Raw genomic sequence first — 25,881 nt, 5'->3', positions numbered from 1 at the left:
ACCGCGGTTCCCTGACACTCGGTCACGCTAACGGTGACCCAGGTCACACTGGGAGGGGCGGGACGGGTGATTTCGGGGCATTGCCGGAAGCCGGCCGACCGCCCCGCTCGTCGGCCGGCGCGCCGCGCTACTCGTCGTCGAGACCGCGCTCTATGGCGTACCGCACCAACTCCACCCTGTTGTGCAGCTGGAGCTTGCCGAGGGTGTTCTGCACATGGTTCTGCACCGTGCGGTGGGAGATGACGAGGCGTTCGGCGATCTGCTTGTAGCTCAGGCCCTTGGCGACCAGCCGCAGCACCTCCGTCTCCCGGTCCGTCAGCCGGGGCGCGCCCGGCTCGTCGGCACCGGAGGCGGGGGCCGGTTCGGAGGCCAGGCGGCGGTACTCGCCGAGGACCAGCCCGGCCAGGCCCGGCGTGAACACCGGGTCACCGACGGCCGTACGGCGCACGGCGTCCAGAAGCTCCTCGGTGGAGGCCGACTTGAGCAGATAGCCGGTCGCCCCGGACTTCACCGCCTCCAGGACGTCGGCGTGCTCACCGCTCGCCGACAGGACGAGGACGCGCAACGCCGGGTTGTGGCCGACCAGTTCCTTGCACACCTGGACGCCGGGCTTGGCGGGCAGGTTGAGGTCCAGCACGAGGACGTCGGGGGTGGCGGCCCTGGCGCGGCGGACCGCCTGCTCGCCGTCGCCGGCGGTGGCGACCACCTCGAAGCCGGACTCGGTCAGGTCGCGGGCGACGGCGTCGCGCCACATGGGGTGGTCGTCCACCACCATGACCTTGATCGGGTCCTGCTGTTCGCTCATCGACGCCCCGCCTTCACGTTCTTCGGTACCTTCAGTTCCACTTCCGTGCCCTGCCCGGGGACGGAGATCAGCTCGGCGCTGCCGCCCAGGTCGCGCAGCCGGCCCCGGATCGACTGGGCCACACCGAGCCGGCCCTCGCCCTCGGCCTGCGCGAGCCGGCCCTCGGGGATGCCGGGGCCGTCGTCGCGGACGGTCACGACGACCTCGTCCGGCTCGTCCTCGACCAGGATCCAGGCCCGGGCCCGCTCACCCGCGTGCCTGCGCACGTTGTCCAGGGCGGCGCCGACCGCGGCGGCCAGCTCCCGGGCGGCCGGCCGGGGCAGCGGGACCGGCGCACCGGGCTCGGCCAGGCTCACCCGGGCGCCCGCACAGGGGGCGAGCAGCGAGCGCAGATCGACCGGCCCGTCGTCGTCGGGCTCCACGACGGCGCGTACGACGGCCCCGGCCGCGGCGTCCTCCGACACCCGGGAGACCGGCAGCAGACCGCCCGACACCAGCGTGCGCAGCGCCACTTCCTGCTCCCCGGCGAGCCGCCCCAGCTCCGCCGCCTCGCCGCCGATGACCGCGCCGCGCCGCTGCACCATCGCCAGCACCTGGAGCACCCCGTCGTGGATGTCCCGGGCCAGCCGCTCCCGCTCCCGGGTCGCGGCTTCGATCTCCAGGGCGCGGGCGAGGGTGCGCTCGGAGGCGCGAGCCACCTCCACGACGTAGCCGATGGCGATGGAGGCCACCCAGACCAGGATCAGGCTGTGCACGGTGTCCCGGGCGGGATGGCCGCGTTCGACCAGGTTGGCCAGCGCGACCGGCGTGGAGGCGGCGGCCGCCCAGCGCCAGCCGCCCTTGATCGCGAAGGCCAGCACCGCACCGGCGGTCCATATCGACGGCAGCGTGGGGCCGCCCGCGATCCGCTGGTGGCTGTCGGCGAGCGGGGTGATCAGGACGCCGGTGAGGGCGATGGCCAGGTCGGCGGCCAGGAAGCGCTTGGTGCAGCTCGCCGCGTTGCGCACCCTCGGCAGGGTGGCGAGCGTCCAGACGAACAGGACGGCGAAGTAGCAGACGGCGACCCAGGGGCGCACGAAGAGGCCGTACCTGGTGGCGCCCAGGCCGATGGCGTACAGCATGGTCAGGACGCGGTAGCCGGCCAGCGCGCGCCACAGCGGCAGCTCGACCGACATACGCATCACGCGCTCACGCTTCGGCATGTCCCCCCGTCCCCCGGCCCCCTCCGTGGGGCCTCCCTAGGACTCTGTCCTCTTCTCCGCTTCCCTGGCCTTCTCCGCCTCCTTGGCCGCCTTCGCGGCCTCCGCGATCTGCCGCTTGGCCGCCGTCGCGTACATGTCGACGTACTCCTGGCCGGAGAGCTTCATGATCTCGTACATGACCTCGTCGGTCAGGGCGCGCAGGACGAAGCGGTCGTGCTCCATGCCGTGGTAGCGGCTGAAGTCGAGCGGCTTGCCGATGCGGATGCCGGGCCGCATCAGCTTCGGCATCACCTTGCCGGGCGGCTGGATCTTCTCGGTGTCGATCATCGCCACCGGGATGACCGGCGCGCCGGTGGCGAGCGCCACGCGCGCGAGGCCGCCGGGCTTGCCCCGGTAGAGCCGGCCGTCCGGCGAGCGGGTGCCCTCGGGGTAGATACCGAACAGCTCGCCGCGCTCCAGCACCTCTATGCCGCTCTTGATCGCGGCCTCGCCGGCGCCCCGCGCCCCGGAGCGGTCCACCGGCAGCTGTCCGACGCCCTTGAAGAAGGCCGCGGTGAGCCGGCCCTTCACCCCGGGTGTGGTGAAGTACTCGGCCTTCGCGATGAAGGTGACCTTGCGGTCCAGGACCGCGGGCAGGAAGAACGAGTCCGAGAAGGACAGGTGATTGCTCGCCAGGATGGCGGCGCCCTCGGCCGGTATGTTCTCCAGGCCTTCCACCCAGGGCCTGAACGCGACCTTCAGCGGCCCCCCGATGGCGACCTTCATCGTGCCGTACAACACCCGCGTGCCTCCCGTTTCCGTCGAACAGACCTTAACCCGGAGGACCGTCAATGGCCCCGACGACCCTGGTCGGTGTCAGTGCGGTCGCGTACGGTGAAGCACATCCGCACGTTTCCCTCACGCCTCTGCCGGCCGACGGCGGGGGCCCTTCAGGAACAGGAGCGTCGAAGGTGCCGGTCCTCCCCGGAGCCGAGCCGTACCGCCACGAGGGCGGGGAGGTGGGGGTTCTCCTCTGCCACGGCTTCACCGGCTCGCCCCAGTCGCTGCGCCCCTGGGCGGAGCACCACGCGGCGCACGGCCTGACCGTGTCGCTGCCGCTGCTGCCCGGCCACGGCACCCGCTGGGAGGACATGCAGGTGACCGGCTGGCAGGACTGGTACGCCCAGGTGGACCGCGAGCTGCGGGTCCTCTCCGAGCGCTGCTCCCACGTCTTCGTCGCGGGCCTGTCCATGGGCGGCGCGCTGGCCCTCCGCCTCGCCGCGCGGCACGGTGAGCGGGTGTCGGGCGCGGTGGTCGTCAACCCGGCGAACAAGGTGCACGGCCTGTCGGCGTACGCCCTTCCGGTGGCGCGGCATCTCGTGCGGACGACGAAGGGCATCGCCAGCGACATCGCCAAGGAGGGCGCGGCCGAGCTGGGCTACGACCGGGTGCCGCTGCACGCGGCGCACTCGCTGCGGGTGTTCCTGCGCCGGCTGGACGGCGAGCTGCCCCAGGTCACCCAGCCACTGCTGCTGCTGCGCAGCGCCCAGGACCACGTCGTCCCGGCGGCCGACTCGGCGCGGGTGCTGAGCCGGGTGTCGTCCACGGACGTGACGGAGATCGTGCTGGAACAGAGCTACCACGTGGCGACGTTGGACGAGGATGCGGACCGGATCTTCGAGGAGAGCCTCGCCTTCATGGGCCGGCTCGCACCCAGTCTCGGCAAGGAAGGGACGGCCACAGGTGGCTGAGCACGAGTCCGACCGCGAGGACCGCGGGGACCGCGAGCCCGACGAGCAGAGCCCGCCCTTCGACGAGGACGCCGCCTGGCGGGCGATCGTCGCGGGGTACGGCGCGGAGCCGCCGGACCCGCCGGGCGCCAAGCCCTTCAAGCCGGTGGAGGACCTGGCGCTGCCGGAGCCGGAGACGGAGAGCGAGAACGGCACCGACAAGGCGCCGGTCCGGCCGCTGGGCAGCTCGGTCTCCTTCGCGCCCGGTGTCGGCCCGCGCGACTACAGCTCGCCCGAGCCCGCCGAGGACGACTTCGACGAGGACGACGAGGGCCACTTCGTCCCGCCGGAGCCGCCGCCGCTGCCGACCGCCGACACCACCGCGAAGTTCGCCTGGCTGGGCGTCGTGGGCGGGCCGATCCTGCTTCTGCTGGCCGTGGTGCTCGGCTGGGACATGACCTGGTGGCTGACGACCCTCGGCATCGGCGGCTTCCTCGGCGGTTTCGCCGCGCTCGTGATCCGGATGCGCACGGACGACGAGGAGGACGACGACCCGGGGCGCGGCGCGGTGGTCTGAGAACCCGCTGCCTCCCCGCCCGGGCCGCTCTTCCTGAACTTTGTACAAGTACCGGGTGGCTCCCCTATCGTGAGCCCATGCCGCGCGACACCCTCACCCCGGAACAGATCGTCCGGACCGCCGTGGAGCTGCTGGACGACGAGGGCCTCGAAGGCCTGAACATGCGCAGCCTGGGCAAGCGGCTGGGCGCCGCGGCGACCGCCGTCTACTGGCACGTCAGGAACAAGGACGACCTCGTGCTGCTCGCCGCCGACCGGGTCTGGCACGAGGTCGAGCTGCCGGAGCGCGAGGGGGACGACTGGCGGGCGGCCGTCACGGCGCTGGCCGACCGGCTGCACGAGACGCTGCTCCGGCATCCGTGGCTGGTGCAGGCGATCGGCTCCCATCTCCTGTACGGCACGGGGAAGGCCCGCTACGACGACCGTCTCCTCGGGGTCTTCGAGAGCGCCGGGTTCTCGCCGGCGGAGGCGGACCGGGCGGCCGGTGCGGTGGTCACGTACGTCCTGGGCAACGCGCTCGGCGCCTCCGCCGTCGCCTCCCTGACGCGCAGGTTGCGGCGGGACGGCGCGGACGCCGAGCGGCGGTTCCAGGAGACGCTGGCCGAGGCGGCGGGCGTGGCACAGCCGTTCCCGCGGCTGCGGGCGCGGTTGGGGACGACAGCGGCCACGGGGTACGCCGACGCGCCCGACGGTACCTATGCGGCGGGGTTGCGGGCGCTGCTCGACGGGCTGCGGCCGGGCGCTGCGGGCACGGTACCCGGTCCCGCCTGAACGACCGTGGGCGCCGCTCACCGAGAGCCGCCCGGGGTACCCCCAGCGCTCCCGAACGGGCGCGGGGAACGCGCGAGCTGCCGCGAGGAGCCCGCAGCCGTCCCCGGCGCATCAGACCCGGGTGAACAGGCGCCCCGCCAGATCGACACCGGTCACCTCGCCCGCATCCCCGCGGGAGAAGAAGCCCTTCTGCCCCTTCAAGCCCCCTTCGGTGACGATGTACTCGTCGGCCTCGCCCGGCAGGAAACCGATCTGCGCCGCCGGACAGTCCGGCGGCATCTCCGCATCCGACGCCGCGCGGATCTCCGGTTTGATGCCGACCGCGAGGGTGAGCCGGCCGCCGTCGTCCGCGATGTCGAGGTTCATCGCGTCGATCTCGTACCGCCCGGCGACCTCCCGCGCCCGCTCCCCGTCGTACCGCAGCGGCTGCGGTTCCCGCTCGACCGCACCGAGGAACAGGTGCAGCGCCCGCTTCAGCACGGCCTGGTTGAACTGGTAGCCGTCCGGGGCGGCGTTGGCCAGCGAGACGACGGCGAAGTCCCGCTCCGGCACCAGGAGCAGCTCGGCGAACTGCCCGTTGCCCGAGCCGCCGTGCCCGACCGTCCGCACGCCGGCCACGTCCCGCAGGAACCAGCAGATGCCGAAGGCGTCGCCGAGCGTGCTGCCCCTCAGCGCGACGGTCGGCTCCTTCATGCGGCGCAGCGTGCCGGCGGTCAGCAGTCCCTCTCCGTCCCCGAGCTGGAACCGCGCCCAGCGCAGCAGGTCGCTCGCCGAGGAGACGATGCCGCCGCCGGGGTTGTTGCCGCGCAGTCCGGCCCGCCGGGACTTCCAGGGGCGGGCGAGCCGAAGGGTGCCGTCCTCGGCCCGGTTGTGGCCGACGGCGAAGCTGCGGACCACGACGTCGTCCAGGTCGAAGACCGTGTCGGACAGACCCAGCGGCTCAAGGACCAGTTCGGCCAGCGCCTTCTCGAACGGCAGCCCGGTGACGTTCTCCACCACCCGGCCGAGCACGTTGTACCCGGCCTGGCTGTAGGAGGCGCGGGCACCGGGCGCAGCGATCAGCGGCAGCCGCTGAAGCTGCCCGACGAACGCGGCGAGCGAGCCGTCGCCCTCGTCGCCGTCGATCAGGTTCCAGTCCAGGCCCGCCGTGTGGTTGAGCAGGTTCAGCACGGTGATCCGGGCGGCGGCGTCCTCGTCGGCGAGGCGCAGCTCGGGGACGTACCGGCGGACCGGCGCGTCGAGGTCGAGCTTGCCGTGCTCGACGAGCCGCATCAGCGCGGTCGCCGTGAAGCTCTTGCTGACCGAGGCCAGGTGGAAGAGCGTGTGCTCGTCGACCGGCCGGGGGTGCTCCACGTTCGTCACGCCGTGGCCGACGTGGACCTCCTCACCGCCGCCCGTCAGTACGGCGACGGCGGCCCCCGGCACCCCGTACTCCTTCGCCGCCGTCTCCACGAACGCGGCCAGCGACTGCTGCTCACCGGACATCCGGCTCCCCCTCCTGGCACTTGAACTAAGTACAGGAAGGACTGTAGGCGGGGCCGGGAGGCCGCACAAGAGCTTTCCTGTACTTAGTTCAAGCGGAGCTCACACCACCGGTACGCGCACGGCCGCGAGGACCGGGAGGTGGTCCGTGGCCGCGGTCAGGTCGGCCCGGGTGACGCCCGGTTGGTCCAGCGGCACCCCGCAGCCGAGCACCTCGACGCCCTTCGTCGCGAAGACGGCGTCGATGCGCTGCGGTGGCTCGCTGTGCGGCCAGGTGTCCTCGCCGCCCCAGGGGGCCACGGCCCGGCAGTCCTGGAGGCTCGCGGACAGCAGGCGGAAGGCAGGTCCGCCGGGGCCTTCGTTCAGGTCGCCGCCGGCGATCGCGTGGTCCACGCCCAGGCGGGCGAGACGGTCGAGGAGCAGGCCGGCCTGCTCGCGGCGCTCCTCCTTCTCCAGGCTCAGATGGCAGCTGAGCACCCCCAGCCTGGCCCCGCCGACACGGACCACCGCGGTGGCGAAGCCGCGCCGGTGCAGTCCCGGGGTGAGCGGGAGGAGGACGTCCTGCGTGCGTTCGACGGTGACCCGGAGTGAGCAGAGGATCGCGGGGCCGGCCGCGGTGGCTCCGCCGGTGAGGACGACCTGGCCACAGGCCGCGGCGAGGCGGGCGAGCTTCTTGCGCCAGCGGAAGAAACGGGGGGCTTCCTGGACCAGGACCAGGTCGGGGTCGCAGGCGGTGATGATCCTGGCCAGGGCGCCGGTGTCGTCGCGCATCGAGCGGATGTTGTAGCTCAGGACGCGGAGGGTGGGCGAACCGTCGGGTTCCGTGCGGGAGTTGGGGAGCAGTGGGGTTGCCATGCCGTCAATCTACGGCGCGCCCCGGATGTGGGCGCCCTGTGCCTCGGGGCGCGGGGATTCGTGTGCGACTGCCGCGCCGTCGTGGCTGTCGCGCCACGCGGCGGCAGCCGCACATCGAACACAGTCCCGCGCCCCTGAGGTCGGCACAGTGGCCGTACGCCGAAAAGCGAGCGTCACATGATCGGGTCGGGTTCCCGGGCCAGGTCGGCCGCGCCCACCAGGCCGGCCTTGTTGCCGAGCTGGGCGGCGATCACGTCGGCCACCGGACGCCAGTTGCCGCCGACCAGCCAGCGCTTGTAGGACTTGCGGATCGGGTCCAGGACCAGCTCGCCCTCGTCGGAGAGGCCGCCGCCCACGATGAAGGCGGACGGGTCGAAGAGGGAGGCCAGGTCGGCCAGGCCGGCACCGGCCCAGCGGGCCAGCTCGCGGTAGGAGTCGACGGCCACCGGGTCGCCCTGGCGGGCGGCCATGGAGATGTGCTTGCCCTCGATGCCGTCGGGGGTGCCGTCACCGAGGCCGAGCAGGATCTCGGCGTTCTCGGGGGTGGCGTTGGCGCGCTGCTTGGCGTAGCGGACCAGCGCGCGGCCGGAGGCGTACTGCTCCCAGCAGCCCTGCGAGCCGCAGCCGCACAGCAGGCCGTCCGGGACCATCCGGATGTGGCCGAACTCGGCGGCCACGCCGAAGTGGCCGCGGCGCAGCTTGTTGCCGATGATGATGCCGCCGCCGAGACCGGTGCCGAGCGTGATGCAGATGACGTTGCGATGGCCCTTGCCGGCGCCGAACCTGTACTCGCCCCAGGCTGCGGCGTTGGCGTCGTTCTCGACCACGACCGGGAGGCCCACACGGGCCTCGACCTGCTCCTTCAGCGGCTCCTGGCGCCAGTCGATGTTCGGCGCGAAGTAGACGGTGGAGCGCTGCCGGTTGACGTAACCGGCCGCACCGATTCCCACGCCGACGATCTCGTGCCCGGCGCGCGCACCCTCCACGGCCGAGGCGATGGCGTCCACGATGGCCTCGGGCGTGGTGGGGGTCGGCACCTTGAAGGTCGAGAGGATGTTGCCTTCCTCGTCGACCACGCCGGCCGCGATCTTGGTGCCGCCGATGTCGACGCCGATGGTGAGTCCCATGAATCCCTCAGTTTCGGTCGAGCCCCGCTACGGCCAACCGTACCCGAGGCCCTGCCGCGGGAGGGCTTCAGTCCAGGTCGATGCGCTCCCCTGGACCGGTGCCCTCGCCCCGGTCACGCCGGCCGTCCGGATCCTCGCGGGTCAGGTCGTCGGCCGTGCGTGCGGTCCAGCGGCGCTCCTGGGCCTGGACGGCGGAGCGGTAGGCGGCGAGCAGCTCGCTGCCGGCCGCGGCCAGGTGGTCGAAGACGTCCGGGTTGCGGTCCATGACGGGCTCGACGGCGGCCTTCGCCTGCTGGACGACCTGGCGCACCACCTGCTGGGCGGCCGGTCCGGCGAGGCTGCCGAGGAGCGGTGACGGGAGGCCGGACAGCTTGTCGGCCACGGTGTCCACGAGTTTCTTCAGTTCCTCCGCGGCCGAGCCCGGCTGCGGGCCGTGCTCGGCGCGGCGGCGGGCCTTCTCGGCGGCCAGGTCCTCGGCGCAGGCCGTGGCCCAGGCGTCGGCGTCGGTCGCCCGGCCCTGCTCCTCGGACGAGTCGGATGCGGGACGCTCTTCGCTCATGGCGGACTCCTGACTACGGTTCGCCTTTACGACGTTACCCGAACGGACGTACCGGTTCACCGTCCGCCCGTGGGCCACAGGTCCGGGTCCGGGGTGAAGCGGATGCGCAGCTCGCCGTCGCGCAGGGCGGCGCCGGCGACGGTGCAGCGGCGCAGGGCGGAGGGGAGGGGGACGATCCGTCGGAAGGGACCCGCGGTGAGGACGAGTTCGTCGCCGCGCCGGACCAGGTCCAGCTCGTCGCGTATGGCACCGGGCAGCGGGATGTGCCAGACCAGCATGCCGTCCTCGGCGAGCCGGTCGGTAACCGGCCACTCGACCGGGACGGGCGCCCGGTTGACGGCGGCTACGTCGAGGGCGGTGAGGTCGTCGCCGCCGCGCGGGTCGCGGCCCAGGTGGGGGACGGTGTGGACGCCGTACGGCTGGTCCTGCCACTCGGCGAGCGTCTTGTGCTGCTGGGCGAGGAGGGAGGAGAGCCAGCTGTCGCCGGTGGTCCCGGGGAGGGCGCGGTTGGCGATCAGGGCCTCGATGCGCAGGCCGCGCAGGGCGAGGCCGAGGCGGGCGGTGTGGACGGCGTCGGCGCCGGCCGGGCCGGGTTCGGCGACCAGGCGCACGGCGGTGTTCCGGTCGGTGAGGACGGCCTCGACGGCGGCGAGTTCGACGTCCCAGCGGGCCGCGGTCTCGTACAGCCAGTCGGCGGGCATGGGTACGCCGGCCAGCCGGCCGAGGACCGGGCGCAGGGCGCGGGCCGCCTGCCGTTCGGCCGGGAGCAGGCGGCGCAGATAGCGGCGCAGCTCCTCGGGGAGGGCGAGCAGGGCGAGGGCCTGCGGCAGCGGCGGGAGGTCGGCGACGAGGAGGTCGTAGCGCTCGGACAGGGCGGCGTCCCGGAGCGCGCGCAGGAAGGACAGCTCCTCGGCGCCGGGCAGCGGGGTGACCTCCTCGGCGTCCAGGCGGGCGGCGCCGAGCAGGTCGAGGACGTTCGCGGCGCGGGTCTGGAAGGCGGTGAGGTCCGCACGGAAGCGTTCGACGGCGTCGGGACGCCAGGTGGTGAGGTTCGGGGCGGCCTCGGCGGGGGCCGGTCCTGTCGCGGAGCCCAGTGCGGCGCCGAGGGTGTCGGTGCGGTCGGCGCTCAGGAGGAGGGTACGGGTGCCTTCCCCCGCGGCGCGCCGTGCGGTGGCGGCAGCGATGGTCGTACGACCGCTGCCGCCCGGGCCCGTGATCAGGATGGTGCGCATGAGGCTGAACGGTACCGGTGCCTGGCCCGCGGCTCGGCGCGCGTTGCCGGGAGCTGCGCCGCAGACCCCCACTTCGGCCCGGCGGCCTCTCAAGCGCCGGACGGGCTCCCTTGCTCCACCCTCTTCTTCAGACCCGCCAGGGCCCGGTCGATGATGACCTTCTCCGCCTTGCGCTTGATCATGCCGAGCATGGGGATCTTGACGTCGACGGTCAGGAGGTAGGTGACCTCCGTGCCGCCGGGGCCGGTGGGCCTGAGGACGTACGAGCCGTCCAGCGAGCGCAGCATCTGGGACTTGACCAGGGTCCAGGAGACCTCGTTGTCGCCGGTCCAGGTGTAGGCCAGCGTCTGGTCGTCCTTGATCGCCCCCGCGTCCATGACGAGCCGGACCTGCTCGGCGCGGCCCTGGTCGTCGGTCTTGAGGACCTCCGCCTCCTTCACCTCGCCCGTCCAGTCCGGGTAGCGGGCGAAGTCGGCGATCACCCCCATGACGTCGGCCGGTGCCGCCTCGATCGTGATGCTCGAGCTGGTGTGTTCCGCCATCGCCGTGGCTCCTCCAGATGCGGGCCGGTACAGAGGTCGTCGTGCGCACGTGTGTGCAGCGTGAAGGCTACCGCGCCACCGACCTGCCGCCTTCACCCCATGTCCCCCTGGTCACCATTCGAGCGCCCAGGGCCGGCCCGTGCCCGCGAAGTGGCCCACGTTCACGCATTCCGTGGCCCCGATCCGCATCCGCCGCGCCAGCGGCTGGTGCACGTGTCCGAAGAGGGAATAGCGGGGTTTCGTACGGCGGATGGCGTCCAGCAGGGCGCGGCTGCCGCGTTCGAAGCGGCGGGCGACGGTGTCGTAGACCAGCTCGGGGACCTCCGGCGGGATGTGGGTGCACAGCACGTCGACCTCGCCGACCGCCTCGATCCTGGCCGCGTACTCCTCGTCGCTGATCTCGTACGGCGTCCGCATCGGCGTCCGCAGGCCGCCGCCGACGAAGCCGAAGGTCCAGCCGCCGATCTCCACCCGCTGGCCGTCGAGCACGGTGGTGCCGGGGCGGGCGTACTCCGGCCACAGGGACGGCATGTCGACGTTGCCGTACGTGGCGTACGTCGGCGTGGGGAGCGCGGCGAACAGCTCGGCGTACTGCTTGCGCACCGCCTTCTCGATGGCAGCGCCCCGGTCCGCGCCGATGCCGGCCCAGAGCCGGGCGCCGAACTCCCGGGCCTCCTCGAACCGGCGGGCGGTGCGCAGCTCGACGATGCGGTCGGCGTTCTCCCTGCCGAACAGGTCCGGGAAGATGCCGCGCGAGTGGTCGGCGTAGTCGAGGAAGAGCACGAGGTCGCCCAGGCAGATCAGGGCGTCGGCACCCTCGCCGGCCCGGGCCAGGTCCCTGGCGTTGCCGTGCACGTCACTGACCACATGGACGCGCGTCCTTCGGTTGCCGGGGGGTGTGGATGCCATGGCGATCAAGCGTAGGCCTGTGGGGTGTGCGTGAACAGTGTCGGTCCGGCCTGCGGTTACTCGCCGGTCGGTTCGGCCGTGGACTACTGTGCGCGAAGGAACGCCAACGTGTGTGACGCAGCGAACATCTCACCGGAACCCCCTGTCGGGAACGCCATACCGGCGGGTAACGTCCGGGCAGTCCAGTCGTGCTCTGGATTTCAACGACCGAAGACCCGAGCACCAGCCCGAGCCTTGGACCGCACCGTCGCATCACACAGTGTCGTGGCGCCGGCGCCCTATGAGGAGCAGCAGTCTTGCGCGAGTTCAGCCTTCCGGCTTTGTACGAGGTCCCTGCGGACGGCAATCTGACCGACATCGTCCGCAGAAACGCCGCGCAGCATCCCGACGTCGCCGTCATCGCCCGCAAGGTCGGCGGCGCCTGGCAGGACGTGACGGCGCGGGAGTTCCTGGCCGAGGTGCACACCGCCGCCAAGGGCCTCATCGCCGCCGGCATCCAGCCGGGCGACCGGGTGGGCCTGATGTCCCGCACCCGCTACGAGTGGACGCTCCTGGACTTCGCGATCTGGAGCGCGGGCGCGGTCACCGTGCCGGTGTACGAGACCAGCTCGCCGGAGCAGGTGCAGTGGATCCTGTCCGACTCGGGCGCGACCGCCTGCATCGTGGAACTGGCGGGCCACGCGGCGGCCGTGGAGTCGGTGCGCGAGTCGCTGCCCGCCCTCAAGCACGTCTGGCAGATCGAGGCCGGCGGCGTGGACGAGCTCGGGCGGCTCGGGCAGGACGTGTCGGACGAGACGGTCGAGGAGCGCAGCTCGCTCGCCAGGGCCGACGACCCGGCGACCATCGTGTACACGAGCGGTACGACCGGTCGCCCCAAGGGCTGTGTGCTCACCCACCGCAACTTCTTCGCCGAGTGCGGCAACATCGTGGAGCGGCTGCGCCCCCTGTTCCGGACCGGCGAGTGCTCGGTCCTGCTGTTCCTGCCGCTCGCGCACGTCTTCGGCCGGCTCGTGCAGATCGCCCCGATGATGGCGCCCATCAAGCTGGGCTGCGTCCCGGACATCAAGCACCTCACCGACGAACTCGCCGCCTTCCGGCCGACGCTGGTCCTCGGCGTCCCGCGCGTCTTCGAGAAGGTCTACAACTCCGCGCGCGCCAAGGCGCAGGCGGACGGCAAGGGTGCGATCTTCGACAAGGCGGCGGACACCGCGATCGCCTACAGCAAGGCGCTGGACGACGCCTCCGGCCCGTCGTTCGGCCTGAAGGTCAAGCACAAGGTCTTCGACAGGCTCGTCTACGGCAAGCTGCGTGCGGTGCTCGGCGGCCGGGGCGAGTACGCCATCTCCGGCGGCGCCCCGCTGGGCGAGCGGCTCGGTCACTTCTTCCGGGGCATCGGCTTCACGGTCCTGGAGGGCTACGGCCTCACCGAGTCCTGTGCGGCGACCGCGTTCAACCCGTGGGACCGGCAGAAGATCGGCACGGTGGGCCAGCCGCTGCCGGGCTCCGTGGTGCGGATAGCGGACGACGGCGAGGTCCTGCTGCACGGCGAGCACCTGTTCAAGGAGTACTGGAACAACCCGGGCGCGACCGCGGAGGCGCTGGCCGACGGCTGGTTCCACACCGGTGACATCGGCACGCTGGACGAGGACGGCTACCTCAGGATCACCGGCCGCAAGAAGGAGATCATCGTCACGGCGGGCGGCAAGAACGTGGCCCCGGCCGTGATCGAGGACCGGATCCGGGCGCACGCGCTGGTGGCGGAGTGCATGGTGGTGGGCGACGGGCGGCCGTTCGTGGGCGCGCTGGTCACCATCGACGAGGAGTTCCTGGGCCGTTGGGCCGAGGAGCACGGCAAGCCGGCGGGTGCCACCGCGGCGTCGCTGAAGGACGACCCGGATCTGCTCGCGGCGATCCAGGCGGCCGTCGACGACGGCAACGCCGCGGTGTCGAAGGCGGAATCGGTGCGGAAGTTCCGCATTCTGCCCTCCCAGTTCACGGAGGAGTCGGGCCACCTCACCCCGTCGCTGAAGCTCAAGCGGAACGTGGTGGCGAAGGACTACGCGGACGAGATCGAGGCGATCTACGCGAAGTAGCACACCTCCTGACGGAGCGTCATGGCGCGGTGTCCTCGGCGAGGACCCGCGCCATCGTGCGTTCGGCGAGCGCGGTGATGGTGACGAAGGGGTTCACGCCGATGTTGCCGGGCACGAGCGAGCCGTCGGTGACGTACAGCCGGTCGTAGCCCTTCACCCGGCCGAAGTCGTCGGTGGCCTTCCCGAGGACACAGCCGCCCAGCGGGTGGTAGGTGAAATCGTCGGCGAAGACCTTGCCCGCGGAGCCGAACAGGTCGTAGCGGTAGATGGTCGCGTTGGCCAGGTTGATCCGGTCGAACAGCTTCTTGGCCATGCTCACCGACACCGCGCTCTGGGCGGCCGTCCAGCCGAGCCTCACCGCGCCGGAGGCGGAGTCGTAGGTGAAGGAGGCTCGTTCGGGGTTCTTGGTGATCGCGAGGTACAGGCTGATCCAGTGCTCGAACCCCATGGGCAGCGGGGCGATCTCGGCGAAGACAGGGTTGTCGGTGTTGGCCCAGTCGTCGATGCCCATCACGGGCATGGTGGCCTCGTTGGCGCCGACGGTGTCCCAGATGTGGTTGGCGCGGCCCACCATGGTGTTGCCGTTGGTGCCCCAGCCCGCGCCCACGGCGGAGTTCAGGTCGGGCAGGGCGCCGGTGTCACGGGCCCGGACGAGGAGCTCGGTGGTGCCGAGGCTGCCGCCGCCGAGGAAGAGATACGTGCAGCTGTACTGCTTGGTCTCGACGACCGTGCCGGTGGTGTCGATCCGGTCGGCGGTCAGCACGTACGATCCGTCGGCCGCCCTGCTGATGGACTTCACCTTCTCCAGGGTGTGGATGGTGACGTTGCCGGTGCCGAGCGCGGCGGCCAGATAGCTCTTGTCGAGGCTGCGCTTGCCGTGGTTGTTGCCGTAGATGACCTCGCCGGCGAGCGCGGACTTCGTGGCCGTGCCGGCGGCCTCCTGCCGCATGTAGCCGAAGTCGTAGACGTTCGGCACGAAGGTGGTCTTCAGACCCGCGTTGCCGGCCGCCTTCCGGGAGGTGCGGGTGAACCGGTACCACTCGGTGGACTCGAACCACGCCGGGTCGACCGTGTTGACGCCGAGCATGGCGCGGGCGCGCGGGTAGTAGGTGCCGTACATCTCGTCGGCGTCGACGGTCGGGAACTGCTCGGTGAAGTACGACTTCAGGGGCGTGACCGCCATGCCGCCGTTGACGAGGGAGCCGCCGCCGACGCCGCGGCCGACGAAGACGGACATGTCGTCGTAGTGGACGCGGTCCAGGACGCCGGGGTAGGAGCTGATGTCCTTGTTGACCACGTCCAGCCAGAGGAAGGTGGCGAGCGGGGCCTCGGTGCGGGTACGGAACCACATGGAGCGCTGGTCGGGGGCGCTGGTGGAGCAGAACACCTTGCCGTCGCCGCCGGCGGTGTTCCACAGCTGCCCCATCTCCAGCACGAGGGTGCGGGTGCCGGCCTGACCGAGCCGGAGGGCGGCCACGGCGCCGCCGTACCCGGAGCCGACGACGACGGCGGGGGCGTTCTCGACGGCGGCGGGCTCGGCGGCTCGGGCCGACTGGAGTCCTATGCGGGTGAAACCGAGGGCAGCCGCTGTCTGCAGCGCTGCCATACCAAGTATGTGACGTCTTGTCAGCTGACGTCTCATCAGGTTTGCTGTCATGTGCGCAGCATGGGCGGATTATGGGGTTCCGCCAAGGGAAAAGGCGCCTTCCGGGGTGCCGGGCGCTTCGCCTGCGGGAGCCGTTTCGTGCCCGGCCGACCGCGCGGTTCCCCGCGCCCCTTGAGGGGTCTGCCCTACAGCAGGTTTTTCAGCTTCTCGGCGAGCAGGTCCCAGCGCCATCTCTCTTCCACCCACTGGCGGCCTCGCTCGCCCATCCTTCGGCGCAGTTCGGGGTCGCCGAGCAGGGGCACGATACGGTCGGCCGCCTCCTCGGGAGAGCCTCCCCTGACCACCCAGCCGGTCTCGCCGTCCAGGACCGCGTCCGGCGCGCCGCCCGAGTCGCCCCCGACCACCGGCAGGCCCGTCGCCGAGGCCTCCAGATAGACGATGCCGAGGCCCTCCACGTCCAGCCCGCCGCGGCGGGTGCGGCAGGGCATGGCGAAGACGTCCCCGGCGCCGTAGTGGGCGGGCAGCTCGGACCAGGGGACCGCGCCGGTGAAGCGGACGGAGCCGCCGACGCCGGTCTCGGCGGCCATCCGCCGCAGATCGCGTTCGTAGGGCCCGCCGCCGACGATGAGCAGCACGGTGTCGGGCTCGGCGGCGAGGATCCGGGGCATGGCCTGGATCAGGGTGTCCTGGCCCTTGCGCGGGACCAGCCGGGAGACGCAGACCACGACCGGGCGGTCGGTGAGGCCGAGGCGGGCGCGGACCTCCTCGCCGCCGGAGCCGGGGTGGAAGGTCTTCTCGTCGACGCCCGGCGGCAGCTGGACCATCCGCCCGGCCGCCGCCGGACTGAGCGCGGTGGCGATGCGCGACCGCGTGTACGCGCCCAGGTAGGTGGTCGTGTCCGTCGAGTCCCCGATGCGGCGCAGCAGTTGCCGGGCGGCGGGCAGCTGGGCCCAGCCGGCCTCGTGCCCGTGCGTGGTGGCCACCAGCCGCTCGGCGCCGGCCCTGCGCAACGCCGGGGCCATGAGGCCGAGCGGCGCCGCCGCCCCGAACCACACCGAGCCGCACCCGTGCTCGCGCAGCAGCCCGACCGCTCGCCGGGTCGCCTGCGGGGTGGGCAGCAGCATGGTCGTACGGTCGCGTACGACGGTGAAGGGCTGCTCGGCGTCGAAGGCGGCCGTGGCGTCGACGCCCTCCCGGCTCCGCTTCCAGGTGGAGGCGTAGACGACCAGCCGGTCGGGGTCCAGGCGCAGGGCCATGTTGTGCAGGAAGGCCTGGATGCCGCCCGGCCGGGGCGGGAAGTCGTTGGTGACGATCAGGGTCTTGTGCATCGCCGCCGACCCTACCGAATCGGCCCGTACCCGGCCGGGACCGAATGGGCCGTCCACGGCCGGACGCGGCGGGGTTTGTGGCATGCGCACAGCCAAGCACGTCATCATGGTCCCGCGACGCGCAGATCGAAGCGGACAACGAACGTCAGGGGAGCACGTGGAGACGAAGGGCGCCGGGCGGTCCCTGGCATGGCTGCTCGCGACCTGGACCGTCACCCGTGCGGCGCTGCTGCTGTTCGTCTTCCAGGTGTTCGTCTTCCCCGGCCCGGACGTCACCTCCGACGTCTCGGTGATCTACCGGGGCTGGTACGAGGTGCTGCGGCACGGAACGTTTCCGCTGGACGACGTGACCTGGCAGTATCCGCCGGCCGCCGCCCTGCCGGTGCTCTCCCCCGCCGCCCTGCCCTTCCTGTCCTACACACACGCCTTCTTCGTGCTGGCGTTCCTCGCCGACGTCCTGGTCCTGGCGCTGCTGCTGGGGCCGGTCCGGCACCGGGGCCGGTCGTTGCGCGGCGCCTGGGTGTGGGTGGCGGGCGTACCGCTGCTCGGCCCGACGGTGTACGCCCGCTACGACGTGATGGTGACGGCGGTGGCCGTGGCGGCGCTGCTGGCCGGGGCGCGGCATCCGCGGGTGATGGGCGCGCTGACCGCGTTCGGCGCCCTGCTGAAGGTGTGGCCGGCGCTGCTGCTGGTCGGTGCCGTGCGGCGGCGGGCGTGGGCATCGGCGGCGGTGACCGCGTCCGGGCTCGCGGCGCTGTTCGCGGTGTCCATGCCGGGCGCCTTCGCCTTCCTGACCTTCCAGCGGAACCGGGGCACCGAGGTGGAGTCGCTGGGCGCGCTGGTCTTCCATGTGGCCCGGCACTTCGGCTGGCACGGGCAGGTGCTGCTGAACTACGGGTCGATCGAGTTCCTGGGCCCGCACGTGGACCAGGTCAGTGCGGCGGCGCTGACGCTGACCGGCGCGGCCTTCGGCTGGCTGCTGCTGTGGCGGCTGCGGGCGGCCCGCAGGGCGCCGCACACGCTCGCGGAGGCGGCCTTCACCGCCGTCCTGCTGTTCACGGTCACCAGCCGGGTGATCAGCCCGCAGTACCTGGTGTGGCTGGTCGGTCTGGCCGCGGTCTGTCTGTCGTACCGGGCGAGCCGGATGGGGGCGCCCGCGCTGATGGTGGTGGCCGCGTCCTTCCTGACGGTCCTGGAGTTCCCGCTCGGCTTCGGGCACGTGGTGATGAGCGACCGGTACGGCGTCCTGCTGCTGGTGCTGCGCAACGGCCTGCTGGTCGCTGCCTCGGTCACGGCGGGCCGCCGGCTGTGGCGCTCGACCGTGCCCCCGGCACCCGCCGCACCCCTGCCGCCCCAGCCGGCCCGGCCGCGGAAGTCCCCGGTCTCCTCCTGACGCGGCAGGAGCGCGCCGGGGACAGGCGCCGGGGGGACGACGGCCGTCCCACGACAGCCGGCCGGCCACGGCAGCCCTCGCCCTCCCGGCGGCCCCGGCCGCCTCACGCGACCTGGACCACCCCGCCGACCAGGCCACGGCAGCCCCCGTGCGTGCCCGGTTCACCCGGCACGCACCAGGGACGCCCGCGCCCTCGCGCGCTGCCCGAGGCGCCGCAGCAGCACCGCCACGGCCGCGCACTGCACGGCCATGGAGAGCGCCAGCGCCAGGCACACGCCGGGCAGGCCGAGGCCGCACAGGGCGTGGGCCAGGGGCAGCTGGACGGCCGTGCCGAGCACGGTGACCCGGAGCAGCGCCGGTGCCCCGCCGCTGCCCTCGAAGACCCCGCCGAGCGCGATGAAGCAGGCCATCAGCAGCAGATAGGGGCCGACACAGCGCAGGAACAGCGCGCCCTGGTGGGCGACCGCGCCGCCGGCGCCGAAGGCGGCCATGATCCAGGGGGCCGTCACCGCGAACAGGGCGGAGGCGGCCAGGCCGAGGGTCCCGGAGACCAGCACCGCCTGCCGGCCGATGCCGCGCCGCTCGTCCTGCCCCGTGCCCCGGGTGTGCGCGGTGTGGATCGCGGCGGCCTGCCGTACCGCGTAGAAGGCCATCGTGGCGACGTACATGATCTTGTAGGCGATGGCGTAGGCGGCCACCGCCGTCACCCCGAGCCGGGCCACGATCGCCACCAGGACCAGGGCTCCGCTCTGGCGGACGGTGAAGTCGGCGGACATGGGCAGGCCGGTGGCGAGGGTGCGCTGCAGGGCTGCACGGGCCGGTCCGGCGGGCGGGGCGGCGGCCGCCGTCCGCAGCAGGGCGTTGCGGCGCAGGACGCGCAGCCCCGCCGTGAGGGCCACGGTGCGGCACAGCACGGTGGAGGCGGCGGCGCCCCGGACGCCGTGGAGGTGGATCAGGACGGGGTCGCAGACCAGGATCAGTCCGTTGGCCAGGAGGGCGAGGCGCATCGGTGTGCGGGTGTCGCCGGTGCCCTTGAGAATGCCGTCGACGAGCTGCTGGGCGAAGAAGACGGCCGTGCCCGGCAGGGAGATCGCGAAGTAGGCGGTGGCCAGGCCGAGGGCGCCGCCGTCGTGGCCGCCGAGGACCAGTCCGGCCAGCTGCCCGCGCAGCAGGAAGCCGCCGGCCGCGACGACCGGCGTCACCAGGCCGCACAGCGCCCAGCCGCCCCGTACGGCGGCGCGTACGGCGGCCGGGTCCCGGGCCCCTCTGCCGTGTGCCACCAGCACGGTCGTACCGGAGGCGAAGACCAGGGCCACGCCGAGCAGCACGTTCTCGGTGTTGGTGGCGACGGCCACGGCGGCGACGGCTCCGCCGCCGAGCCGGGAGACCCAGACGGTGTTGATGACCCCGGAGGCGACCGAGGCGAGCAGGGAGAGGTAGACGGGGTGGGCGAGGGCTATGAGCTGTTTGCGGTGGGCGTTCACCGTGGACACCGGCCTCTCTTATCGAGCTACCTCGAATCGAGGTAGCTCGATAAGAGCTAGCATGGCGGTCACCGCCCCCGCAAGGAGGAAACCGCGTGCTGGAGTTGTCGATCCTGGGCTTCCTCGCCGAGGAACCGCTGCACGGTTACGAGCTGAAGGAGCGCATCAGGGCGCTGAGCGGCCATGTCCGCCCGGTCAGCGACGGCGCGCTCTACCCGGCCATCAACCGGCTCGTCGCCGCCGGGCTGCTGGACCAGCGCACCGAGGACGGCGTGAGCGCCGCCCCGCGCCGGGTGCTGTCCCTGACGGCCGAGGGCCGCGCGGAGCTGCTCGCGCGGCTGCGCGACCCCAAGCAGGCGGAGATCACCGACCACGTCCGCTTCAACACGCTCCTGGCCTTCCTGCGGCACCTGGACGACCCCGCGGAGCAGGCCGCGGTGCTGCGCCGCCGGCTGGACTTCCTCGAGACCCCGTCGAGCTTCTTCTACCGCAAGGGCGCGCCGGTGCACGCGGAGGAGGCCGGGGACCTGTTCCGGGAGGGCATGCTGCGGGTCGCCCGGGCCACCGGGAAGGCGGAGCGGACCTGGCTGCGCGAGGCCATCGAGACGCTCGCCGGGTCCGGCTGACCGTCACGCAGGGCGCGTCGGGCCGAGGTCACTCGGTCCGGGTCAGCTGGGTGCGCACATACTCCCGCCACTGCGCGGTGAAGGCCTCGGGGGTGGTGCCGAGCACCTTCTTCAGGGCGCCCTCGACCGCGCCCGCCCGCCTGTCGTGGGCGCCGACGGCACGGTAGAAGGCGTCGAGCCGGGCCGTGCCCCAGTGGTCGGCGATCATCCGGCAGGCCAGCCAGCCGCCCTCGTAGGCCCGGGCGAGCTCGGCCGGATCGCTGGTGAAGCCGAAGTCCTTGTCGGTCGGCAACGCGGTGGGCGGGTGGCCGTCCTGCACCGCGCGGGTGAGCTCCGGCGCGGCCTCGGTCGGGGTGCGGCCGGTGCCGAGGTAGCCGATCCAGTCCGCGTAGCCCTCGGAGAGCCACAGCGGGGTCGCGGCGGTGGTCTGCGCCCGGGTGGCCACGTGGGTGGTCTCGTGGGTGAGCACCACCTGTTTGCCGAGGTCGCCGAGGACGGCGTACGCCTCCGGGTTGACCACCACCCGGTCCGCGGGCGCCCGTCCGGAGCCGCCCGCCTCGCCGGTGGTGACGGCTGCGATGCCCCGGTAGTTCGAGGCGGGAGAGCCGAGCAGCCCCGCCATGCCCTGGAGGGAGTGCGGGACGAGGACGACGACATGGCGGGTCCAGTCGGTGCCCCAGGCCCGCGAGACGGCCGGGACGGCGCGGTCGGCCAGCGTGGCGTACGGGCGCAGCGCGGCGGCCGTCCGGCCGGTGCCCAGGACCAGGCTGTGCGTGCCCTTGACGGCGGTCACCGGGCCCTGGTCCCACAGCTGCTGCCCGGCCTGCACGGCGGGCCTGTCGGCGGTGACGTACCACTTCCCGTCGGCGGTGCGGCCGAGGGTGAGGGTGCGGCGGGCGTCCACGGGGGCCTTGTCGTACCCGGCGACGCGGTAGCTGAGGTCGGCGTCCACGGTGGCGCCGGAGGAGGTGTGGCGCACGGCGGTGACCAGGTAGGACCAGGAGGCCAGCGGGAGGGCCCGCAGCCGGGTGTACTCCGTCCTGGTGCCCGTCGTCCCGTACGCCGTCTCGTCGTGGCCGAGGAGGGCGGCGGAGCGCAGGTCGAGCAGATGCTGCACCTCGGTGCGGGCGGGGTCGGCCGGCGTGCCGCCGCACCCGGCCAGCGGCAGCAGCAGACCGAGCCCCACGGCCCCGATGCTCCACGCCCGTCTGCGACCAGCCACTTTCCGATGTTAACGGCGAGCGGCGCGGTCAGGGCCGGGTGACCGAGGAGATCGGCATCATCCCGACGGGGTCGTAGCGCACCGCCGCGCCCGGATAGGGGGCGTGGATGACCTGGCCGTCGCCGACGTACATCCCCACGTGGCTGGCGTCGGAGCGGTAGACGACCAGGTCGCCGGGGCGGACCTGGGACAGCGGGATCCGTCGGCCGGCGAAGCGCTGTTCCTGCGAGGTGCGCGGCAGCTGGATCCCGGCGTGCGCGTACGCCCACCGCATCAGGCCGGAGCAGTCGAAGCCGGAGGGGCCGCTGGCGCCCCACACGTACGGGCGGCCGAGGGCGGAGCGGGCGGCGGCCACCGCGGCGGCGGCGCGGGCGTCGGGGGCGACAGCCCCGGTCAGGTCGGGCAGGTCGGGCAGGTCGACGCGGCCGGAGTCGTCGGAGCGCGAGGTCCGGTCGAAGGCGGCGCGCTCGGCGGCCGGGAGCGCGTTGAGCAGCTGCCGGGCCCTGGTGAGCTTCTTCTCGACGGTCCGCTTGTGCGCGGCCACCGCCTTGCGGCTGTCCTCCAGCGCGGAGAGCTTCCCGGCCGCCTCCGCGCGCTCCTGGGCGAGCTCCCGCATCGCCGACTGCAACTCCCGCAGCTGGACCGCCTGGTGGACGTCGATACGGTCGAGGGTGGACGCCCTGTCGAGGTAGTCGGCGGGGTCGTCGGAGAAGAGCAGCGCGACGGCCGGGTCGATGCCGCCCGCACGGTACTGTGCGCCGGCCAGCGAACCGAGCTCCTCGCGCAGCGAGTTGATCCGCAGCTGCTGCCGGGCGATGTGGTCCTGGGCGTCGCGCACCTCGCGGCGCAGCGTGCCCGCCCGCTCCTGGGCCTTGTCGAAGGCCTGGGTCGCCTGCTCCGCCTCCTGGTAGAGCAGGTCCACCTCGGCGTGGGTGTCGCCGTGCGGAGCCGCGTGCGCCGGTACGGCGCCGAGCGTGGCGGCCGCGGCCGACAGCACGCACAGGGCGACGGCGCCCCGGTCGAATCCGGAAGGGGCAAGGCGGCGGTGAGAGCCCACGGCAGTCCTTCTGCTGGCGGACAGAGACTGCTCCCCCGGCGCCTGGGGACGGGGAGGCCCCGGCACCGGGGAAACGCGGCAGACAGTAGCCGTGCGGAAGGACCCCGGCTGACGACCGGGGCGTCAACACACAGTGACGCCCCGCCGCTGACCCAGGTCAGCGGCGGGGCGTGGAGTCAGTTCCGGTCCAGGCGATTCGCCCGTTCGGGCGCCGCCGGGTCAGCGTTTCCGCCGCCTCGGCGGGGTATCAGACCGCGTTTCGGGGGCTGGGCGGTATCAGACGCGGACGCCGAACTGGAACGGCATGTCGGAGATCGCCTCGTAGCGGACCACGGCACCGGTGTGCGGGGCGTGCAGCACCTGGCCGTTGCCGGCGTAGAGGCCGACGTGGTGGATGTCGCCGTAGAAGAACACCAGGTCGCCGACCTGGAGGTCGTTGATCGAGCTGATCCGGGTGCCGATGGTGGCCTGCGCCTCGGAGGTGCGCGGGATGGAGACGCCGGCCTGGGCGTAGGCCCAGGAGGTCAGACCCGAGCAGTCGAAGGAGGACGGGCCGGAGGCGCCGTAGACGTACGGCGAGCCGATCACGCTCTGGGCGGCGGCGAAGGCCGCGCCCGCCCGGCCGGAGGCAGGGGTGCTGTTGCCGAGGTCGACCCGCGCGCTGGCGGAGCGATCGGCGCGCGCCTGCTGGGCGGCCAGGTCCGCCTTCTCCTTGGCCGTGAGCGTGTTGAGGATCTTCTGCGCGTCCGCGAGCTTGGCCTGGATCTTCTTCTTGTTCTGCTCCAGCTCGGTGCGCGTGGCCGAGAGGTCCTTGAGCTTCTCGGTGGCTTCCGCTCGCTCCTGGGCCAGTTCGCGCTGTTTGTCCTGAATCTTCTTCAGCGCGTCGACCTGCTGGGCGCTCAACTGGTCGAGCGTGGAGGCCTTGTCGAGGAAGTCGTCCGGGTTGGAGGACAGGAAGAGCTGGACCGAGGGGTCGATGCCGCCGGAGCGGTACTGCGAGGTGGCCAGCGAACCCAGCCCGTCGCGCAGTTTGTTGAGGTCTTCCTGACCTCGGGCGACATTGTCCTGGATGGTGGATATTTCCTTTTGCAGCTTCTGCTGCTTGTCCTTGGCCCCGTCGTACTTCTCGGAAGCCTGCTCCGCCTGCTGGTAGAGCTCGTCGACCTTGGCCTTGACCTGGTCCTTGCTGAGCTTCTGGCTCGGCGCGGCGTTGGCGGCGTTCGCGCTCAGCACGACGGCAGCGGCGGCGGCGGTGGTCAGCACGGTCACGCGAGCGCGACTCTGCTGCTTGGGTCGACGATGGGACGCCACGGAGGACGAACTCCTTCTCGTGAGTGAGTGAGCGATCACCCGTTCGGAGGTTCGAGCCCAGACCCTAGTGACCCACTTGTGATCAGTTCAAATCCTCACACCAAAAAACCCCGTCACACAATGCATTCTTTGCACACAACTCACATGCTGTGATGCGCGATTGACACTACGTTGCGTGACGATACGACCAATTCGGGCATTGCATATGCCCGTTGGGCGTTCAGGACAGTCGCTTGAGAAGCACCGCAGAGGCGACCGGCCGGGCGCCCGCCTTCGCGACCCCGTCGGCCACCTCCCGGTCGGTGGAGGCGACGATGACCGGACGGCCCGGCGGCTCCGCGCGCACGAGCTGACGGATCAGCTCGTCGGCCGTGACACCCGGCTTGGAGAACAGCACCCGCACCCCGCGCGGCGGTGCGAGCAGCACCGGCGCGGCCAGTTCGGCGCCGTCGAAGACACAGGTCACCTCGGCACCGGTCTGCGCGGCGAGCGCGGAGAGCTGACCGAGCAGCCGCAGCCGCTGCTTCTCCAGCGGCATCTGCGGATAGCCGGTCTTGGTGACGTTGTAGCCGTCGACCACCAGATGCGCCTGCGGCAGCGCGAGCAGCTGGTCGAGAATGGCCGGATCATGCTCCGACAGGGCACGGGCCGCGATGTCCTTCGGTGTCATGCGTCCCGGTTCGACCGCGTCCACGGTCTCGGCGGGCCGCACGGACACCGGGGGCAGGGCGAGTTCACGCCTGAGCCCCTGCGTCGCGTCCAGCAGGGTGTCGAGCAGCAGCCGCACCCGCATGTCCTCCACGCTGCGGCCCTCGCGGGCCGCCCGGCGGGTGGCCTCCAGTGCGGCCTCGGCCTCGCCGAGACGGGCCCTGAGCCGGCGGGACTCGCTCTCGGCGGCCGACACCCGCAGATGCGCCTCGGCGCGCACGGCGTCCATCTCGCCCTGGGCCTTGCGCAGCGCGGCCTCGCCGCGCTTGACGTCGCTCAGGGCGGCCCGGAGCTTGCGGTGAAGCGATTCCGCTTCCCTCTTCGCCGACTCGAACTCCGCGCGCAGCCGTTCGGTCTCGGCGCGGGTGTGCTCGCGGGCCTGGGCCAGCTCGGCGCGCAGCCGCTCCAGTTCGGCCCGGCTCTCCTCGTCGGCGCGCTCGGCGTCCGCGCGCTGGGCCTCCTCGCCGGCCGCCGTGACCAGCTTCACCCAGCCCGCCGGGCGCAGTACATAGGCCGCGGCCGCCACGTCGAGCGGGTCCGCGGCCGGGGGCGGCGAGCCGGAGTCGAGGGCGCCGGCGAGTTCCGGCTGGGCCTCTCTGAGCTTCTCCCCGATCCGCTGCCTGAACAGCGCGTCGGTCTCCAGCGCAGACGCCATCGCGTTCCCGGCGAACTTCGCCCGGCGAGTGGGGGTGAACCGGGCGTACTGCCTCAGCTGGGCGGGCAGTTCCGCCATGGTCAGCCCGCCGAAACCGTCCGAGACGATCTGTACGACTCTGCGGCGCACCCCGTCGGGCAGCGGACGGTCAAGCACCTCAGCGGTGCCGTCGCCCGGCCCCCCGCCTGCGGTCTCCACCATCCGTCACACCCCACTACGTCACTTCTTCGGGGCCGCTCCGCTCAGGAGCCGGCACCCGGCCTGTCCACCAGTTCCACCTGATCCACCGCGTTGCACCAGCGGCAGCGCACCGACTCGATGGTCTCACTGACCACCTCACGCTCCTCCACGGTCGGCTCCCCGGCCAGATCGAGGTGGATGTACTCGACGACCTTCGAGGAACGGGTCACGTCGAACCGGGTGAGGTTGCCGCACAGGGTGCAGCGCCACCGGGTGGTCGCGGTCGGCAGGGGAACCGTCATCGTGGCTGTCCGCTTCCTTCTCTCGCTCATGCTCGCTGCCGCGCCGCCGGCCGACGCGTGTGGCCGTAACCCTACGGCCTGGCGGGGAGTCGCCGCTGGCCCGTCCACGGCGGCGAGGCGGTCTGTCAGCTTGCGTCCCGTTACGTC

Annotated in this window: 24 protein-coding genes; 6 read left to right on the top strand and 18 right to left on the bottom strand. The window is 72.5% G+C overall.

The window, feature by feature from the left end; genetic code table 11:
- Window positions 1-127: 127 nt before the first annotated feature.
- From AB0L59_RS04780 to AB0L59_RS04770, 3 genes are read right to left on the bottom strand one after another with little or no spacing between them, the layout of a single operon-like run.
- Window positions 128-805, bottom strand: coding sequence for a response regulator transcription factor (locus tag AB0L59_RS04780; protein ID WP_365579171.1), 678 nt, complete (start codon window positions 803-805; stop codon window positions 128-130).
- A complete protein-coding gene (locus AB0L59_RS04775) occupies window positions 802-2,007 on the bottom strand; it encodes a DUF5931 domain-containing protein (RefSeq protein ID WP_365579169.1) in 1,206 nt (401 codons plus the stop codon). The genes AB0L59_RS04780 and AB0L59_RS04775 overlap by 4 nt, the downstream gene beginning before the upstream one ends.
- 36 nt (window positions 2,008-2,043) lie before the next feature.
- A complete protein-coding gene (locus AB0L59_RS04770) occupies window positions 2,044-2,772 on the bottom strand; it encodes a lysophospholipid acyltransferase family protein (protein ID WP_365579525.1) in 729 nt (242 codons plus the stop codon).
- Window positions 2,773-2,957: 185 nt separating this feature from the next.
- Between AB0L59_RS04770 and AB0L59_RS04765 the strand changes: the two genes are divergently transcribed.
- From AB0L59_RS04765 to AB0L59_RS04755, 3 genes are all read left to right on the top strand, one after another.
- Window positions 2,958-3,737, top strand: a complete 780-nt coding sequence (locus AB0L59_RS04765) for an alpha/beta fold hydrolase (protein ID WP_365579167.1) — start codon at window positions 2,958-2,960, stop codon at window positions 3,735-3,737.
- Complete coding sequence (locus AB0L59_RS04760; protein ID WP_365579165.1) at window positions 3,730-4,293, top strand: hypothetical protein; 564 nt, start codon at window positions 3,730-3,732, stop codon at window positions 4,291-4,293. The genes AB0L59_RS04765 and AB0L59_RS04760 overlap by 8 nt, the downstream gene beginning before the upstream one ends.
- A gap of 77 nt (window positions 4,294-4,370) precedes the next feature.
- A complete protein-coding gene (locus tag AB0L59_RS04755) occupies window positions 4,371-5,063 on the top strand; it encodes a TetR/AcrR family transcriptional regulator (protein ID WP_365579163.1) in 693 nt (230 codons plus the stop codon).
- Window positions 5,064-5,174: 111 nt separating this feature from the next.
- On the opposite strand, the gene AB0L59_RS04750 is transcribed toward AB0L59_RS04755, so the two are convergent.
- The 7 genes from AB0L59_RS04750 to AB0L59_RS04720 all read right to left on the bottom strand — a co-directional run bounded on the left by AB0L59_RS04750 (window position 5,175) and on the right by AB0L59_RS04720 (window position 11,769).
- Complete coding sequence (locus tag AB0L59_RS04750) at window positions 5,175-6,548, bottom strand: serine hydrolase domain-containing protein (protein WP_365579161.1); 1,374 nt, start codon at window positions 6,546-6,548, stop codon at window positions 5,175-5,177.
- Window positions 6,549-6,647: 99 nt separating this feature from the next.
- Window positions 6,648-7,400, bottom strand: a complete 753-nt coding sequence (locus AB0L59_RS04745; protein ID WP_365579159.1) for an endonuclease/exonuclease/phosphatase family protein — start codon at window positions 7,398-7,400, stop codon at window positions 6,648-6,650.
- Window positions 7,401-7,573: 173 nt separating this feature from the next.
- Window positions 7,574-8,527: an ROK family glucokinase gene (locus AB0L59_RS04740; RefSeq protein ID WP_365579157.1), complete on the bottom strand. Its 954-nt coding sequence runs from the start codon at window positions 8,525-8,527 to the stop codon at window positions 7,574-7,576.
- A 67-nt stretch (window positions 8,528-8,594) separates the two neighbouring features.
- Entirely contained in the window at window positions 8,595-9,086 is a 492-nt protein-coding gene (locus tag AB0L59_RS04735) for a DUF5304 domain-containing protein (RefSeq protein WP_365579155.1), read from the bottom strand.
- Window positions 9,087-9,142: 56 nt separating this feature from the next.
- Window positions 9,143-10,318 carry an ArsA-related P-loop ATPase gene (locus tag AB0L59_RS04730; RefSeq protein ID WP_365579153.1) on the bottom strand — a complete coding sequence of 392 codons (1,176 nt, stop codon included), beginning with the start codon at window positions 10,316-10,318 and terminating at the stop codon, window positions 9,143-9,145.
- Window positions 10,319-10,407: 89 nt separating this feature from the next.
- Window positions 10,408-10,860 carry an SRPBCC family protein gene (locus tag AB0L59_RS04725; protein ID WP_365579151.1) on the bottom strand — a complete coding sequence of 151 codons (453 nt, stop codon included), beginning with the start codon at window positions 10,858-10,860 and terminating at the stop codon, window positions 10,408-10,410.
- A 111-nt stretch (window positions 10,861-10,971) separates the two neighbouring features.
- On the bottom strand, window positions 10,972-11,769 hold the full coding sequence (locus tag AB0L59_RS04720) for a metallophosphoesterase (RefSeq protein ID WP_365579149.1): 798 nt from the start codon (window positions 11,767-11,769) through the stop codon (window positions 10,972-10,974).
- 296 nt (window positions 11,770-12,065) lie between these two features.
- On the opposite strand from AB0L59_RS04720, the gene AB0L59_RS04715 reads away from it, so the two are divergent.
- Window positions 12,066-13,862, top strand: coding sequence for an AMP-dependent synthetase/ligase (locus AB0L59_RS04715; RefSeq protein ID WP_365579147.1), 1,797 nt, complete (start codon window positions 12,066-12,068; stop codon window positions 13,860-13,862).
- 19 nt (window positions 13,863-13,881) lie between these two features.
- On the opposite strand, the gene AB0L59_RS04710 is transcribed toward AB0L59_RS04715, so the two are convergent.
- Window positions 13,882-15,468 carry a GMC oxidoreductase gene (locus tag AB0L59_RS04710; RefSeq protein WP_365579145.1) on the bottom strand — a complete coding sequence of 529 codons (1,587 nt, stop codon included), beginning with the start codon at window positions 15,466-15,468 and terminating at the stop codon, window positions 13,882-13,884.
- A 185-nt stretch (window positions 15,469-15,653) separates the two neighbouring features.
- Window positions 15,654-16,796, bottom strand: a complete 1,143-nt coding sequence (locus AB0L59_RS04705; protein WP_365579143.1) for a glycosyltransferase family 4 protein — start codon at window positions 16,794-16,796, stop codon at window positions 15,654-15,656.
- Between the two features lie 157 nt (window positions 16,797-16,953).
- On the opposite strand from AB0L59_RS04705, the gene AB0L59_RS04700 reads away from it, so the two are divergent.
- A complete protein-coding gene (locus tag AB0L59_RS04700; RefSeq protein ID WP_365579140.1) occupies window positions 16,954-18,189 on the top strand; it encodes a glycosyltransferase family 87 protein in 1,236 nt (411 codons plus the stop codon).
- Between the two features lie 161 nt (window positions 18,190-18,350).
- Here the strand turns inward: AB0L59_RS04700 and AB0L59_RS04695 are convergent, their stop codons facing one another.
- Window positions 18,351-19,673, bottom strand: coding sequence for an MATE family efflux transporter (locus AB0L59_RS04695; protein WP_365579523.1), 1,323 nt, complete (start codon window positions 19,671-19,673; stop codon window positions 18,351-18,353).
- Between the two features lie 95 nt (window positions 19,674-19,768).
- Here AB0L59_RS04695 and AB0L59_RS04690 point away from each other — a divergent pair, with 95 nt between their 5' ends.
- Complete coding sequence (locus tag AB0L59_RS04690) at window positions 19,769-20,299, top strand: PadR family transcriptional regulator (RefSeq protein ID WP_365579138.1); 531 nt, start codon at window positions 19,769-19,771, stop codon at window positions 20,297-20,299.
- A 28-nt stretch (window positions 20,300-20,327) separates the two neighbouring features.
- Here AB0L59_RS04690 and AB0L59_RS04685 read toward each other — a convergent pair whose 3' ends face one another.
- The 5 genes from AB0L59_RS04685 to AB0L59_RS04665 form a co-directional block, all read right to left on the bottom strand.
- Window positions 20,328-21,521 carry a hypothetical protein gene (locus AB0L59_RS04685; protein WP_365579135.1) on the bottom strand — a complete coding sequence of 398 codons (1,194 nt, stop codon included), beginning with the start codon at window positions 21,519-21,521 and terminating at the stop codon, window positions 20,328-20,330.
- A 28-nt stretch (window positions 21,522-21,549) separates the two neighbouring features.
- Complete coding sequence (locus tag AB0L59_RS04680) at window positions 21,550-22,578, bottom strand: NlpC/P60 family protein (protein WP_365579133.1); 1,029 nt, start codon at window positions 22,576-22,578, stop codon at window positions 21,550-21,552.
- A gap of 276 nt (window positions 22,579-22,854) precedes the next feature.
- Entirely contained in the window at window positions 22,855-23,889 is a 1,035-nt protein-coding gene (locus AB0L59_RS04675) for an NlpC/P60 family protein (RefSeq protein ID WP_365579131.1), read from the bottom strand.
- Window positions 23,890-24,109: 220 nt separating this feature from the next.
- Complete coding sequence (locus tag AB0L59_RS04670; protein WP_365579129.1) at window positions 24,110-25,453, bottom strand: NYN domain-containing protein; 1,344 nt, start codon at window positions 25,451-25,453, stop codon at window positions 24,110-24,112.
- A gap of 41 nt (window positions 25,454-25,494) precedes the next feature.
- Window positions 25,495-25,734, bottom strand: coding sequence for a hypothetical protein (locus tag AB0L59_RS04665; RefSeq protein WP_094220145.1), 240 nt, complete (start codon window positions 25,732-25,734; stop codon window positions 25,495-25,497).
- Window positions 25,735-25,881 lie beyond the last annotated feature (147 nt).

This window comes from Streptomyces sp. NPDC052109 (assembly GCF_040680195.1).
In the GTDB taxonomy this organism is placed as follows: Bacteria; Actinomycetota; Actinomycetes; order Streptomycetales; family Streptomycetaceae; genus Streptomyces.
This window is presented reverse-complemented; position numbering and strand designations above follow the sequence as displayed.